The organism is Paenibacillus donghaensis (genome assembly GCF_002192415.1).
Classification (GTDB): domain Bacteria; phylum Bacillota; class Bacilli; order Paenibacillales; family Paenibacillaceae; genus Paenibacillus_AQ; species Paenibacillus_AQ donghaensis.
Window position 1 is genome coordinate 5393680 of sequence record NZ_CP021780.1, and the last position, 14573, is coordinate 5408252.

General features: G+C 51.8%; 13 protein-coding genes. 4 read left to right on the forward strand and 9 right to left on the reverse strand.

The features are described 5' to 3' along the window. The first annotated feature begins 147 nt into the window (after window positions 1-147). A complete protein-coding gene (uraA, locus tag B9T62_RS24550) occupies window positions 148-1452 on the forward strand; it encodes a uracil permease (protein WP_087917686.1) in 1305 nt (434 codons plus the stop codon). Between the two features lie 132 nt (window positions 1453-1584). Here the strand turns inward: uraA and B9T62_RS24555 are convergent, their stop codons facing one another. The 6 genes from B9T62_RS24555 to B9T62_RS24580 all read right to left on the reverse strand — a co-directional run bounded on the left by B9T62_RS24555 (window position 1585) and on the right by B9T62_RS24580 (window position 8319). Further along, window positions 1585-2103, reverse strand: a complete 519-nt coding sequence (locus B9T62_RS24555) for an adenine phosphoribosyltransferase (RefSeq protein ID WP_087917687.1) — start codon at window positions 2101-2103, stop codon at window positions 1585-1587. 63 nt (window positions 2104-2166) lie between these two features. Continuing rightward, the gene (gene recJ / locus B9T62_RS24560) at window positions 2167-4572 is read right to left on the reverse strand and encodes a single-stranded-DNA-specific exonuclease RecJ (RefSeq protein WP_087917688.1); all 2406 of its coding nucleotides are present in this window, start codon (window positions 4570-4572) and stop codon (window positions 2167-2169) included. A 29-nt stretch (window positions 4573-4601) separates the two neighbouring features. Next, the gene (locus B9T62_RS24565; RefSeq protein ID WP_087917689.1) at window positions 4602-5552 is read right to left on the reverse strand and encodes a cation diffusion facilitator family transporter; all 951 of its coding nucleotides are present in this window, start codon (window positions 5550-5552) and stop codon (window positions 4602-4604) included. Between the two features lie 152 nt (window positions 5553-5704). Then, window positions 5705-6607 (reverse strand): protein translocase subunit SecF, encoded by a 903-nt coding sequence (secF, locus tag B9T62_RS24570; RefSeq protein ID WP_087917690.1) that lies wholly within the window; start codon window positions 6605-6607, stop codon window positions 5705-5707. Further along, window positions 6597-7847: a protein translocase subunit SecD gene (secD, locus tag B9T62_RS24575; protein WP_087917691.1), complete on the reverse strand. Its 1251-nt coding sequence runs from the start codon at window positions 7845-7847 to the stop codon at window positions 6597-6599. The genes secF and secD overlap by 11 nt, the downstream gene beginning before the upstream one ends. 220 nt (window positions 7848-8067) lie before the next feature. Then, on the reverse strand, window positions 8068-8319 hold the full coding sequence (locus tag B9T62_RS24580; protein ID WP_087917692.1) for a post-transcriptional regulator: 252 nt from the start codon (window positions 8317-8319) through the stop codon (window positions 8068-8070). A gap of 192 nt (window positions 8320-8511) precedes the next feature. Between B9T62_RS24580 and spoVB the strand changes: the two genes are divergently transcribed. Further along, window positions 8512-10113 carry a stage V sporulation protein B gene (spoVB, locus tag B9T62_RS24585; protein ID WP_245864038.1) on the forward strand — a complete coding sequence of 534 codons (1602 nt, stop codon included), beginning with the start codon at window positions 8512-8514 and terminating at the stop codon, window positions 10111-10113. A 2-nt stretch (window positions 10114-10115) separates the two neighbouring features. Here the strand turns inward: spoVB and B9T62_RS24590 are convergent, their stop codons facing one another. Beyond that, the gene (locus B9T62_RS24590) at window positions 10116-10892 is read right to left on the reverse strand and encodes a YetF domain-containing protein (RefSeq protein WP_087917694.1); all 777 of its coding nucleotides are present in this window, start codon (window positions 10890-10892) and stop codon (window positions 10116-10118) included. Between the two features lie 215 nt (window positions 10893-11107). On the opposite strand from B9T62_RS24590, the gene B9T62_RS24595 reads away from it, so the two are divergent. Together B9T62_RS24595 and B9T62_RS24600 are read left to right on the forward strand one after the other, a co-directional pair. After that, window positions 11108-11500 carry a TIGR04086 family membrane protein gene (locus tag B9T62_RS24595; protein ID WP_087917695.1) on the forward strand — a complete coding sequence of 131 codons (393 nt, stop codon included), beginning with the start codon at window positions 11108-11110 and terminating at the stop codon, window positions 11498-11500. 96 nt (window positions 11501-11596) lie between these two features. Continuing rightward, window positions 11597-12436 carry a phosphatase PAP2 family protein gene (locus B9T62_RS24600; protein ID WP_245864039.1) on the forward strand — a complete coding sequence of 280 codons (840 nt, stop codon included), beginning with the start codon at window positions 11597-11599 and terminating at the stop codon, window positions 12434-12436. Between the two features lie 637 nt (window positions 12437-13073). Here the strand turns inward: B9T62_RS24600 and yajC are convergent. After that, the gene (gene yajC / locus B9T62_RS24605; protein WP_087917696.1) at window positions 13074-13379 is read right to left on the reverse strand and encodes a preprotein translocase subunit YajC; all 306 of its coding nucleotides are present in this window, start codon (window positions 13377-13379) and stop codon (window positions 13074-13076) included. Window positions 13380-13424: 45 nt separating this feature from the next. Then, the gene (tgt, locus tag B9T62_RS24610; protein WP_087917697.1) at window positions 13425-14561 is read right to left on the reverse strand and encodes a tRNA guanosine(34) transglycosylase Tgt; all 1137 of its coding nucleotides are present in this window, start codon (window positions 14559-14561) and stop codon (window positions 13425-13427) included. Window positions 14562-14573: the final 12 nt, after the last annotated feature.

A 14573-nucleotide genomic window follows, 5' to 3' on the forward strand; every position in this document is an offset into this window, starting at 1 on the left:
ATTCTGTCGCCGTAAAGACCACAAGATGGGACAAATTCGTGTCACAAGTGAAATTGTTGTTGTAAAAAGGCCGCGTTCTATTTAATCTAGTAAAGGCGGTTCGAAGCCTGCCCACCCTAAATCAGACATGAAAGAGAAGTGAATCGATTGCAACGCGAAATTCAAGTTAATGAAAAACTGCCTATGGGTCCGGGTTTCCTCCTAAGCCTGCAGCATTTGTTCGCCATGTTCGGCAGTACAGTGCTGGTTCCCAACTTGTTCGGGGTAGACCCCGGCATGATTCTGTTGATGAACGGCCTCGGAACCCTGCTGTATATATTTATCTGCCGCGGTAAGATTCCCGCCTATCTCGGCTCCAGCTTTGCTTTTATCTCCCCGGTGCTAGCCGTGCTGGCAGATCATAAGGATGATCATATGCATGGCTATTCGCTCGCTTTGGGCGCATTTATCGTCACAGGGATTATTTTTGTACTCGTTGCCGTTGTGGTCCGTTATGCCGGTACCTCCTGGATTGATGTCGTGTTCCCTCCAGCAGTTATGGGTGCGATCGTAGCCACTATCGGTCTTGAACTGGTGCCTGTTGCTGCAGGTATGGCCGGTCTGATCTCAACAGATGGAGCTGCAGATTGGACGCCAGACGGCAATGCCATTCTCTTGTCCATGGTGACTATGGGTGTGACTGTGCTCGGTGCCCTTGTATTCCGCGGCTTCCCCAAAATCATTCACATTCTGATTGGTATTGTTACCGGTTACGGTCTCGCCTATGTGATGGGACTGGTCAATACTGAATCTATCAGTAAAGCAAGCTTCTTCGCCCATCCAACGCTTATTACTCCCTCCTTTGACTGGAATGTGATTCTGACGATTGTTCCTGTGTCGCTGGTCGTGATCGTCGAGCATATCGGCCATTTGCTGGTGACAAGCAATATTGTCGGCAAAGACTTGGCCAAAGATCCCGGCCTGGACCGTTCCCTGATGGGTAACGGAATCTCCACCATTATCTCCGGTTTCGTCGGCTCCACACCCAATACCACTTATGGCGAGAATATCGGCGTCATGGCGCTGACCAAAGTTTATTCGGTATATGTCATTGGCGGTGCTGCGATTATCGCTATTCTGCTGTCATTCTCAGGTACCTTCTCTTCCGTCATTGCCAACATTCCCCTGCCGGTCATGGGCGGTGTCTCCCTGCTGCTGTTTGGAGTTATTGCCGCTTCAGGGCTGCGTATATTCGTAGAACAGAAGGTTGATTTCTCCAAAGCGACCAACATGATTATGGCTTCACTTGTGCTTGTAACAGGAATCAGCGGTGCTACACTTAAAATGGGTGGCGTACAGCTCTCCGGGATGGCACTGGCTACCATTGTCGGCATCGTGCTGGCCTTGTTCATCAAGCTGATTGAAGTGCTGGGCTGGTCCAACGAAGAAAAGAATGAGAAATCCGCGCATTAGAATGTGAATAATAAGATTAATATTACATAAAAAGGCTGCTCTTATCCGGCAACGGATGGGAGCAGCCTTTTTGGTATGATGCAAAAGGATGTTTATCGGATTATTTCCCGGGAAAAGACAAGTTCCGGCAAATTAATCCTCATAATTCAGCAAAGACAACACTTCAATGCCGGATAACTTGTTGCGGCCATGCAGCTGCACCAGCTCAATCAGGAATGCTGCGCCAACCACTACTCCACCCAGTTGCTCTACAAGACGCACTGAAGTTGCAATGGTTCCGCCTGTAGCCAGCAGGTCGTCGGCAATCAGCACCTTCTGTCCGGGCTGAATCGCATCGGTGTGGACAGCCAGCGTGTCCTTGCCGTATTCCAGGTCATAGCCTACTTCAATCGTCTCATAAGGGAGCTTGCCGCTCTTGCGGATCGGCACAAAACCTACGCCAAGCGCATAAGCCAGAGGTGCCCCTACCACGAAGCCGCGGGCTTCCGGTCCGGCAATTACATCAATCTTGAGATGGGCCACAAGTGCCTTCAGCTCATTGATCGCCTGACGGTAGCCTTCGCCGTCCTTGAGCAGGGTGGTAATATCCTTGAAGCTGATTCCCGCTTGCGGAAAATCAGGAATCACGCGAATCATGTCTTTGAAATCCAAACTCATCATCTCCTAATGGTGGTGTTGCTTGCTATAAAGCGTTTCTTTCTCTTCTGAATAGGGTCAGGATGCGCCAAGCCGGAGGTTCTGAAGCCAGTCCTGCAGTTCTGCGAGACTGCCCTCCAGGAAATAGCGCTCCATTTCTGCCGCTTGTCCCAACCGGGCATATTGGCGCGATGCGGTCAGGCTTCTGGCAGCAGGCTGATTTCTAAGTGCCACGGTTCCTTTATTTCGCTCGATGAATTCAAGCTCTTCGAACACATCCAGCATCATGCCCAGCATCCGTACACTGAGCGAAGACTGGCGGCTCAGCCTGCGCAGTACCTCCTGCTCCGGTACAGGAGCGGGTGCAATCTGGGCCAGTCCCTGATACAACGCTTTGAAGTGCTCGCGCGTCGGCATCTGCAGCCGTTCCCGGCTGTCCCGAACGGTATGCAGCAGGGCAATATTGTCCGGACTCGGGAAAGCGCGCAGCAGGGCATCCAACTGCTCGGGGGTTTCCGGCACATCCATCAGGCACAGCAGGGACACTTGTTCATTCTCCAGCTGCAGTCCGGATGGCGGATGGCCTGCGGGCGTGATCCCGGTTTCTTTATCATACACCCATAGCGACATGCCTATTAATTCGCTCTGCGGGGCTACACGGCCATCCCGGAAGACGGCAGCAGCATGTGAAGGACTGCCGCCGGCAGGCATCAGCAGCTCCTTGAGCTTCAGCGCCTGCCGCTCGGCATCGGTAGCTCCGCGAAGATCGAACAGCTGCATCGAGGTAACGGCCAGATCCTGCAGCATCAGCTGCGGCTTGCGTGACCCGTTCCATTCGTTTACCGACAGCTCGGCCAATACATCAACCACGGTTCCTGCGGGCAGCACCCCTGCCAGCGAGCCTTTGCCGAAAGCAACGGCTTCAATCCGGCTAGACCCGGATTGAAGCACCAGCTTGAGGTGTTTGCTCTCCTGCCCCATCGTGCGTGTCTCCTTGACCGTAACTCCGCGCACGATAAATCGCGGCTGCGGATTAGACATTCCGAATGGCGCCAGCCTGTCCAGCTCGGCTGCAGCGGTTAATGACAGCTCAGATAGCAGAACCTCGGCATCGGCCGGAGACACGGGGACCAAATGGTCCTCGGTAAGCACTCCAGCAGCATATTGGTTTAAGGCTGCTGCAAAAGCATCAACCTTGTCCTTGTGCAGACTCATACCGGCCGCAGCCGGATGTCCGCCGAAATGCTCCATCAGGTCTGAGCAAGAATGCAAAGCCTCATAGATGTCGAGACCGGGAATCGAGCGGGCAGAACCTTTGCACATCCCGGTCTCGGGATGAATATCTAGGATCACTACCGGACGATAGTAGCGGTCCAGCAGCTTGGAGGCTACAATGCCTACTACTCCCACATTCCAGTCATAATCAGCAAGCACAATAATATCCGGCACTCCCGTTTCTGTGATTTGCAGCTCCAGCTTGGCTGTGGCTTCCGTTACAATTCTCTCAACCACCAGCTGGCGTTCCTTGTTCAACAGATCGAGCTCTCCGGCCAATATGCCGGCCTCGTCATCCGACTCGGTGGTGAGCAGCGCCACCGCCCGGCCCGCATGGTCCAGACGTCCACTGGCATTGATCCGCGGGGCCATGCCAAAAGCAATATTCACTGCGCTGACCGTACCCAGCGCCACACCGCTGACATCCAGCAAAGCGCGGATGCCGGGGAAACGCGAGCTGCGCATGCTGCGCAATCCACTGCGGACAATGTCACGGTTCTCACCGAGCAGCGGCATCAGATCCGCAACCGTACCGATTGCGGCGATTTCACTCCACTCGGCCGGCACATCAGAACCAAGCAAGGCCTGCGCCAGCTTGTAGGCCACTCCAACGCCAGCCAATCCCTTGAAGGGATAAGGACAACCCGGCAGCTTGGGATTGATCAGCGCATAGGCATCAGGCAGCAGCTCAGGGGGTTCATGATGATCGGTTACGATCACATCCATCCTCAGCTGATTGGCATAAGCAACCTGATGATAGGCGCTGATGCCCGTATCCACGGTAATAATCAGTGAAACGCCTTGCTGCAAGGCCCAGTCCAGCGCATGATTATGCAGCCCGTAACCCTCGTTGGAGCGGTGCGGAATGTAAATGTCAAAAGAAGCGCCCAAATGCCGGAGCAGGTGGATCATCAGCGCGGTGCTTGACACGCCGTCGGCATCGTAATCGCCGTAGACCAGGATATGCTCCTGCTCTTCCAGCGCCTTACGGATACGCGGAACCGCTTCAGCCATTCCCTGGAGCAAGAAAGGATCATGCTGCTCTTCTGCCCCGCCTTCCATAAATAGCAAGGCCGCTTCCGGCGTTTCCATGCCTCGGTTCACAAGCAGGGAGGACAGGAGCGGAGAAATAGAAAGGCTCCGGGCCAGCTCCCGCACGGTATCGGAATCGGCTGCCGGAGAATGCCATTTTGTTTTTGAATGAAGCAATTAATTTCCCCTTTCTCTCGCCTTAGAGACTACTGAAGCAGAGTCGGGATATCATTATCGACCAGCTCGTGGTTGCTTTTGTAAGGATAACCTGGATCATAGGGCACCACATCCATATGAACCTCGCCCACATGGACAAACCGGTGCTGCAGCAGCTTTCGGGCGCACTCGGAGATGTCCTGCGCTTCCATAACGGTAATGCGTGGGTTTACGCTGATTTTAACTTGAAGATTAACGTAACGTCCTTCTTCCAGCGCCTTCAGATATTCCACCCGAATGACTCCTTGCACCCGCTCCACGGTTTCAATGAAGCCGGCGGCTTCCTCGAAAGGCAGCTCCTGGATCTTCTTGCCGCTCATTGAACTTGCGATCAGCGTATATCCCTTGCGAAGAATCATACACCCTGCCAGCAACGCCGCAATCGGGTCCATATAGAGCAGCGGATGGAAGTAACCTCCACCCATGGAGAGCGTAATTCCAGCAAATACGGTGATGGAGGTATACAGGGTGAAACGGTGGCTGTCCGCATAAGCGGCATGGCTGCCATCACAGCGTTTCTTGAAATGTCTGTATTGATATTGGAAGACTGCCTCATTCACAAGAATAGAGCCAATGATGGTTATAAGTGCAAGCTGGCCAGGCATGGATAAATGACCTGAGGTTAAGTCACGAATGGCCGAGAATATAATTTGCAGTCCACCCATCATAATCAGCACGGAGATCGCAACGCCCAAGACCGGCTCCTTGCTGCTCCGCTGATCCAGGGAACGTGCTTTCTTCTGCTTGGTCTCCGCCGGACGCCAAGGCCCTATCTCTGCCAGTCTGGCTGCGGCATCTGCTCCAGAATACAAGGCATCTCCCAACAAGGCCTTGCTGCCGGAAATGTAACCGAAGCTGCCCTTAACAACAGCAAGTGTTACGTCACTAAGTATTCCTGTCCAGGCAACCGTTTCATTTGATGCGGATACTTTCTCATTCATACGGGGCCCTCCTTACCACTGCACTTTATATAGCATATATCTTGGAGCATATAAAATAGAATACAGCCGTTTCAGCTTGATAAGATTTCGAAAGCCGCGTCGCCTTTGACGCGGCTTTCGGGAAGCTCTGAAATGTATGAACCGGATTCGGATTAGCCTTTTGCAGGGCTGCTCTTCACAGGCTGTTTCTGACGTTTCTTCAGCAACAGCCAGAGCGGGCTTGCAATAAAGATGGAGGAGTACGCTCCAAACAACAAGCCGATAACCATCGCTAGCGAGAACATCTTGATCGATTCTCCGCCAAGAATCAGCAGGAAGAACGCGGCAATAAATACCGTGAATGCAGTATACAACGAGCGCATTAAGGTCTGAGCTACACTCTTGTTGACCAGTATCTTCAGATCCTCATAGGTCTTCTGCTTGCCGAAGCGCAGATTCTCGCGGATCCGGTCAAAGATAACGATCGTATCATTAATCGAATAACCGATAATAGTCAGAACGGCAATGATAAACGTCAAATCCACTTCCAGACGGAAGATCGAGAACACGGCAACGACCATAAAGGCATCATGGACCAGAGCTACAATCGCTGCCAATGCAAACCGCCACTCGAACCGGATGCTGACATACAAGATGATCCCCAGACATGAGATCAGAACGGCATAGATCGCGTTGCGAGCCAATTCCTTAGCCATTTCGGTATCTACAGTGTTAATTTCGAAGGAAGCCTTGTCATCCAGCTTAAGAATTCCCGCTTTGATGGCTTCATCCTGATCTTCAGTCAGCTCTTGTTCATAACGGATATTGACGCGCTTATCTCCAATTGAAATGCTCGGCTCATGGGAAATGTCGATAGCTTCGATAGCCGGACGGATCTGATCAGCTGTCAGATTCTTGGAGAGCGCGATGTCGACATTGGAACCGGCCTTGAAATCAACGCTGTAATTCAGACCAAGCACAGCCAGGAAGATCAAACCCGCTACAGTAAGTGCAATCGAGAAAATATAGAAATATTTACTCAGGTGTACGAAATCCAGCTCTTTCTTAAAGCGCACGAATATCACTCTCCTTTACTCCGAAACTCTTCGGCTTGTTCAGCTTGCCCGCTTTGACCAGCAGGGTGAGCAGCCAGTGGGAGAAATACAGATTCGTGGCGATACTGAGCACGATTTCTACAATCAGCACCAGTGCAAAGCCTTTAACTGCACCCGTACCAAAGCCGAACATGACAGCTGCTACGATGATCGTTGTAATATTCGAATCCATAACGGTACGGAATGAGGATTTATTGCCTGCTTTGACGGAAGACAGGATACTCTTTCCGCTGCGCACTTCTTCTCTGATCCGTTCATTGGTAATGATATTGGCATCGACGGCCATCCCGATGCCGAGTATAAATGCGGCAATCCCCGGCAGCGTCAAGGTGAAATCGGCTACGACAAAGACCAGAATCAATAGCCATGTATGCAAAATCAGCGCAAAGCTGGCCAGGAGTCCAGGCAAGCGATACATGCCAATCATGAAGATCAAAATAATCAGGGAACCAATCAGACCGGCCATAAGCGTCTGATCCAAAGACTGTTTACCAAGCGTTGCGCCTACACTCTGTGAATATTTCTCGGTCAGCTTCAGCGGCAAAGCGCCCAGGTTGATCGTATCGGCTAATTCACGGGCTGATTCTACCGTATAGTTGCCGGTGATCGATGCAGAACCGGCTGTGATCTCTGAATTGACCTGAGGCGCGGACAATTGATTCTCATCCAGATAGATCGCCAATTCCTTGCCTAGCAAACGTTTGGTGATTTCGGCGAACTTATCCTTATCCTTCATCTTAATGCTAATTTCCGGACGGCCCAGATTGTCCCGGCCAATCTCTGCGCCATTCTCTACGAAATCACTGCCCACCAGCTCAATCTTGCTGTAGGTTTCGGCAGCATCGCCTTCAGCCGCACTGCGAAAGGTCAGAACCGCAGGCTCTTTCATCTTCTTGCGAACCTCAACTTCATCTGTAACGCCCGCGATCTTCAGACGGATGCGGTTCGTTCCTTCCGTAGTCACCTCCGGCTCACTGGTTCCGAGCGCATTGGCCCGCTTCTCCAGGCTCTCCGCTGTCTTGATCAAGGAAGCCCGGGTCAGTTCTCCCCCTTGCTCCATTGGCTCAGCGTGGTACAGGATCTCGAAGCCGCCCTTCAGGTCAAGGCCAAGATGGACCTTGTCCAGCAGTCCCGGAGTAGAAAATACCATGACGCCAGTCAAGACGGCCACGGTAATGATAAAGCTCATAAGTCTCTTCATGCTCTAGCTAGTTCCCCTTTCATTACTCAATATTCCTATTATAGCCACGTGAGAAATGACCGTCAATTCATCCCAGCATTGACAAGGTTATATTCACACAAAGAAACGGCCGCCCTGCGCTGCCGCAAGCCATCCGTTTGGATAGGATTTGGAGTTATCCTTCTATATATCACTTTACCGCTTTATACACCCGTTTGCAAAAGAAAATCATTCCTTGGATTTAGCCCTGTCCCCGGTAAGCGGCAATCGTTAAATAATTCATATAGCTGTTGGCCTTCAAAGAATAGATATCATTCACCAGCTTGTGCAGCGGGGGCGTTCCCTCTTTGGCATAGCTCCTGCTGATGCAATCCCAGATATCTTGTCCGGTTACATACTCATAGCCGAGGAGCCTGAACTCCTCCGCTTTACTGCGGCACATGGCTTCGATTTCTGCGCTAAGCTTGTCATGATTCCAAAGTTGCGATTCCACGTGGTGACACCTCCAAGATCGCTCGTATAGCATACTAACCTAAGATATTCGACTTCATTTCTTGCTTTCCTCCTTCTGTCCCAAAAAGTTGCCGCCAAGAAACGAGGCATGTCCGGAGTGGGGTGCAGCATATCCTCTAAAAGAGACAAGTTAAGGCGCGTTCTATTACCATCCGGGAAGAAGGAGTGCCCATTGAAGAAGAAGCAGAGCTTTATTCAGGGAACATTGATATTGCTGGCTGCCGGTATCATTAACCGCATGCTGGGATTTATTACACGTATTGCCCTGCCCCGCATCATCGGTGCCGAGGGAGTAGGGCTGTATCAGCTTGCCTATCCTTTTTTTCTGGTGCTGATTACAGTAATCACGGGCGGGATTCCGCTGGCCATTGCCAAAATGGTTGCAGAAGCTGAAGGCGAGGACCGGCCAGACAAATCGCGGCAGATCCTCCGAATGGGGCTCACCTTGAGTGTTGGACTGGCTACTTTGTTTACCTTGGTCGCGCTTGTTGGCGCTTCATGGGTATCTACGACTATTCTGACAGACAGCCGTGTCTACTATACATTTATTGCCATGACCCCAATGATTGGAATCGTGGCCGTATCCTCCATTTATCGTGGTTATTTCCAGGGCAGGCAGAATATGATCCCTTCGGCTATGTCATCGATACTGGAAACCATGATCCGCATCTTTTTTATGTTGTGGTTCTCCTGGCTGCTGCTTCCCAAGGGTATAGCTTATGCGGCGGCAGGGGCGATGCTGGGGGTTACTGTAGGCGAGGTGGGCGGGATGCTGGTGCTGCTCTGGCAATATTTCCGTACCCTCCACAGAGATAAGCTGGAGAATACCGCAAATTCCCCCTTAACTGCATTGACGGAAAATCCGCTCATCCCATCTTCTCCTGCTCCCGGTCAGCCCGCACTGCTGAGGCGGCTGCTGCGCATTTCCATTCCGGTTACCGCCGGACGGCTGGTAGGCTCCTTCTCTTATCTGCTGGAGTCCATTATCACGGTGCGCAGCCTGGCACTGGCGGGCATTGCAGCTGCAGCGGCAACGGCGCAGTACGGCTCCTTACAAGGGATGGTCATTCCGCTGCTGCTGCTGCCCGGCGTGCTCAGCTCCTCGCTTGCTGTGTCACTGGTCCCTTCCTTGTCGGAGGCCGCCGCCCGCAAGGACCTGCCTACCATTCACAAACGGATGCACCAGGCCCTCCGGCTTGCGCTTGTCACCGGTGCCCCTTTTGCTGTCGTTATGTATATATTGGCTGTACCGCTCTGCACACTCTTTTATGGCAACGCGGACACCGCCCCCATGCTGCGTATGATGGCACCATTCGCCGTGTTCCTTTATGTGCAAGCACCCTTGCAGGCGGCTCTGCAGGCCATGGACCGCCCGGGACGGGCACTGATTAACAATCTGATCGGCGCCGCCGTCAAAATCGCAATCATTATGCTCCTGGCCTCCCGGCCTGAATATGGCATCTACGGGGCGATTCTGGCGATTATGGTCAACAGCATTCTTGTGACTATTCTCCATGGCTACAGTGTCATTAAGCTGATTTCCCTATCGCTCAGGGTCGGGGATATCTTCAAAACCCTAGGCGCCATGATCATTACGGGTGCAGGGATACGTTATATGTACTCCTCCTTCACCTTTACCGGTTCAGAAGGTGTTCGTTTCATAGGCGCTGCAGGCGCGGGTATGCTGCTGTATCTGGTGATCTGCCTGCTGGCAGGCCTGATCTCCTGGCAGGACATGCAGCGTCTGCCTCTGATCAAACGCTGGAGGTCTTAAGCTTATCTGGAACTCAAGCGATCCACATACACCTTGCCTTTGTGATCGATGGAACACAAAAAAACGTCACGAAAGTCAGAAACTCCCTTCTGGCGGATTTGCGTTCTGAGCCAAAATCTGGTTTTGCCGATCATCTCCAGATTATCGTCCTGCACCTTGCCGTCCATAATCAGCGGTATCGGCAGTCCCTCATATCGGATCTTATGGGCCGGCAGCTTGACGCCCTGTCCACTATCCGAATTTCCGCTTGGCTCCGAAGCATCCCCCGAAGTATCCGAAGCGTTGGCGCTGCTGTTGCCAGCCTGGTTAGAGGAGGACATCCGTTTGTTCTTCTCAATCACGGTCAGCTGTCCGCTCGTCTCCAGTATGGCGAACTCCACATCGGCCGGACTGTCTATGTTCTGGCCCCGCAGCTGCAGCAGCAGATCATCTATATTGTATCTTTGCTTGCGCATCTCTGAACGGTGAAGCTTGCCGTCAGAGATCAGTATACTCGGTTTGCCGTCCATCAGTAGCCGCAGCTTGCGGCTCTTCAGACTGAACTCAGCTACCAGCACCTGAATCAGCACCAGCGTAGCCATCGGTACAACCCCGTCATAAATCGGACGTTCAATATCCTCAATTACAAATACAGCGATCTCGGCGATCATAATGGAAATCGTCAGATCAAATACTGACAATTTCCCGATTTCACGCTTCCCCATAATACGCATGCTCAGGAAGATGAAGAAATACATCAGCACGGTCAGAAAAATGTGGGCGGTGATATGCTGGAACATATAGCTTCGCTCCCTCCTTTTGCTTCTCACCCTTGAGTCTGGCTCGGCAGGCGGATGAATGTAACCCTATTCTGACCGCCCAGAGCAGGGAGCATGCGGAAGTCTGCAGATTAATTAATGGTAAATTAATAGTACAGGCAGTTCTTGTACTATTGGGGCAAGCCATCCCATAGAATGAATAATAAAGCTTAATCAAATTTATAGGGGGTTGTACCATGTATTTATTCCGGCGCCTGTTCTCATGGAGAATAGCCAATCCTGTATTATCCGGTTTATGCCGCTCCTTTCTCTGGATGCTGCTGGGGGCATTCGTGCTTTCTCTACTGCTATGGGGCAGCGGGCTGGAAGAACAGGATCTTTCAATGTATACTTATATCGTTCATGGGATTGCCGCCGCATTCGGCGGATTGGCAGCAGGACGCAGGGCGCTCAGCAAGGGCTGGTACCATGGCAGCCTAACCGGAGCCTTCTACGGCATCATTGTTCTGCTGGTCGGCTTCCTGGCGCTGGACAGCTCATGGTCGGGGTCAGATCTGCTGTGGATTCTGGCGGCCGCCGCCATCGCCGCACTTGGCGGAATGTTTGGCGTAAATTTACAAAAGAACTAAAATATTAATTCTCTAAAATTGAAATCATTCCTTGAATATATGTTAAACTGTGTTCATCTGATTTCATCCAAAGGGTTCAAGGAGGCTTCGATTGTTTTGCTGTACCAATCAATGAATTACGTTGTACTGTATACGGTTGTACTTGTCATTCTATTAATCTGGCTGGGGGCCAGACGCAATCCGCTGATGGCGCTGGTGGATACCGGAAGGGAGCTTCTCTCGTCCTACAAGTTCCTGCTGCTGTTTGCCGGTATGTTTGGTGTGCTTGCCTTGAATAAATATGAGCTTAATATGGAGAGAGAGATGAATTTATCCTCCGACTATACTTCCTTTATTTATGGACTTGAGGGGCATTTCGTCCAGAAGCTGCAGGAGCTGTTCTACGCTCCATGGCTGACTCCCATTATCGTTTTCTTCTATATTTTTATGCTTCAGGCTGTACTCGCTGCTTCCCTTGGCGTCTATGCCCTGGGCAAGAATCGTGTGATGCTGTACGCCACCTGCTACGCTATTATCATCAATTATGCAATTGCGATTCCTTTTTATCTTTATTTTCCTGTAGATGAGGTATGGTCTTATGCTCCAGCTGGTGTCAAATTCGTAATGCTGGAGGTCTTCCCCCGGTTTGAAGAGGAATACAGGCCGCTCTCCGGGCTGAACAACTGTTTCCCAAGCCTCCATACATCTATATCCGTAACGATGGCTCTGCTGGCGATCCGTTCGGGCAACCGCCGCTGGATGGTGATCACAGGCATTACCGCAGCCATTATAGTATTTGGCATTTTCTATCTCGGCATTCACTGGCTGACAGATATGATTGGCGGCTCATTGCTGGCCGTCTTGGCTACATCGCTGGGGGTTCAGCTGGCCAGACTTACGCTGCGTACCAAAGAGAACTCCGTCCTGCTGCAGAGCCGGGTTAGTGATACACAATAAATGATCGATCCCTCCCAAACCCTCCCTTCCAAGGGAGGGCCCCAAAGGGTTGCACCCTCTGGACACCTGCAAGTTTGGCGAATGAGCCTGGCGGTACTGTGATTAGGAGGCTATGGTGGGAGGATCGCTTATCCCTGCGGGACCGCTTGGACGCCGCTGGTGTTGGCCTGCTATCCCTGACGGGATGCACGGCCGGGGTTGTAGATCAAGAGCAGGCTGTTCCTTCGGAATGCGCAAGACCTTAAGGGCAAGAGCAGGCTGTTCCTTCGGAATGCGCGAGACCCTGTAGGGCAAGAGCAGGCTGTTCCTTCGGAATGCGCAAGACCCTGAGGGCAAGAGCAGGCTGTTCCTTCGGAATGCGCGAGACCCTGTAGGGCAAGAACAGGCTGTTCCTTCGGAATGCGCAAGACCCTTAGGGCAAGAGCGGGCTGTTCCTTCGGAATGCGCAAGACCCTTAGGGCAAGAGCGGGCTGTTCCTTCGGAATGCGCAAGACCCTTAGGACAAGAGCGAGCTGTTCCTTCGGAATGCGCAAGACCGTTTGGGCAAGAGCGAGCTGTTCCTTCGGAATGCGCAAGAAAAAAGCGGTGTCACCCTATTATAGAGTGACACCGCTTTTATGTATTGCCGAGAAATGGCTTATTCCTTGCTGTCTGCATCTTGAATCGAATGGCTGATGGAACCGCGATCAAAAGTCAAACGGGTAACATCGTTAACTCGCAAGACACAAATGTCATCCGAAATCTCCATGATTGTACCATGAAGACCTCCAATGGTAACTACCTTGTCGCCCTTCTTCAAAGACTTCAGCATAAGATTTCTTGTCTTGGTCTTCTTCTGTTGCGGACGAATCAGCAAGAAGTAGAATACAACAAACATAAGGACAAACGGACCCACCAGGCCTAGAATACTTCCACCAGTCGCTGATTGTGCTAATTGAAACATCTTTCTCCCCCCTTTCAAATAACTGTAAAGCATGATTACACTGCCCTAAAAGCCTTTAAGATTATCATACAATCCGTATTTTGCAAAAAACTCATCGCGGAAATCAAGCAGTCGATCTTCCATGATGGCTTCACGCACCTTACGCATTAATTCCAACAGGAAGTGCAAATTATGATAGGTTGTGAGCCGCAAACCGAAGGTCTCGTCAGCTTTGATTAGATGACGCAAATACGCACGGGAATAATTCCGGCAGGTATAGCAATCGCACTCCGGATCAAGCGGCCCGAAATCACGGGCATATTGCGCGTTGCGGACAACAAGTCTTCCCTGGCTGGTCATCGTCGTGCCGTTGCGGGCGATACGGGTCGGCAGCACACAGTCAAACATGTCCACACCCCGGATCGAACCTTCCAACAGCGCATCGGGTGACCCTACACCCATCAGATAACGCGGTTTGCCTTGCGGCAGCAGGGGAAGCGTATAATCCAGCACCTCATACATAAGCTGCTTGGACTCTCCAACGCTGAGTCCTCCAATAGCATACCCCGGGAAATCCATGGAAGTCAAATCAGCCGCACTCTGTCGGCGCAGATCCTCATGCATGCCTCCCTGGACGATTGCGAACAGTCCCTGATCGTTAGGACGAGCATGACTCTTCAAGCAACGTTCCGCCCAACGCGAGGTGCGCTCGAGTGATTTTTTGATATAATCGTATTCTGCCGGATAAGGAGGGCATTCGTCGAAAGCCATCATAATATCGGAGCCAAGCGCATTCTGGATCTCCATCGCTACTTCAGGAGACAGGAATTTCTTGTCGCCGTTCAGATGGGAACGGAAATGAACGCCTTCTTCGGTGATCTTGCGCATCTCGCTCAGCGAGAATACCTGAAACCCTCCGCTGTCGGTCAGAATCGGCCGGTCCCAGTTCATGAACTTGTGCAGGCCGCCGGCTTCGCGGATAATATCATGGCCCGGACGCAGGAACAAATGGTAGGTGTTGCTCAGAATGATGTGCGCATCCATCTCCTTCAGTTCCTCGGGACTCATCGTCTTAACTGTTGCCAAGGTACCAACCGGCATGAATGCAGGCGTCTCAATGACACCATGGGGGGTATGGACTCTTCCGAGCCGTGCTCCGGATTGCTTACAGGTCTTAATATGTTCATAAGTAATTGCTGCCATTAGTTAACCATC

What these genes read in the sequence shown, in the direction of transcription:
- yajC (WP_087917696.1), bottom strand. Translation starts at nt 13,379, where the DNA reads ATGTTTCAATTAGCACAATCAGCGACTGGTGGAAGTATTCTAGGCCTG.
- B9T62_RS24595 (WP_087917695.1), top strand. Translation starts at nt 11,108, where the DNA reads ATGTATTTATTCCGGCGCCTGTTCTCATGGAGAATAGCCAATCCTGTA.
- B9T62_RS24565 (WP_087917689.1), bottom strand. Translation starts at nt 5,552, where the DNA reads ATGAATGAGAAAGTATCCGCATCAAATGAAACGGTTGCCTGGACAGGA.
- tgt (WP_087917697.1), bottom strand. Translation starts at nt 14,561, where the DNA reads ATGGCAGCAATTACTTATGAACATATTAAGACCTGTAAGCAATCCGGA.
- B9T62_RS24590 (WP_087917694.1), bottom strand. Translation starts at nt 10,892, where the DNA reads ATGTTCCAGCATATCACCGCCCACATTTTTCTGACCGTGCTGATGTAT.
- secD (WP_087917691.1), bottom strand. Translation starts at nt 7,847, where the DNA reads ATGAAGAGACTTATGAGCTTTATCATTACCGTGGCCGTCTTGACTGGC.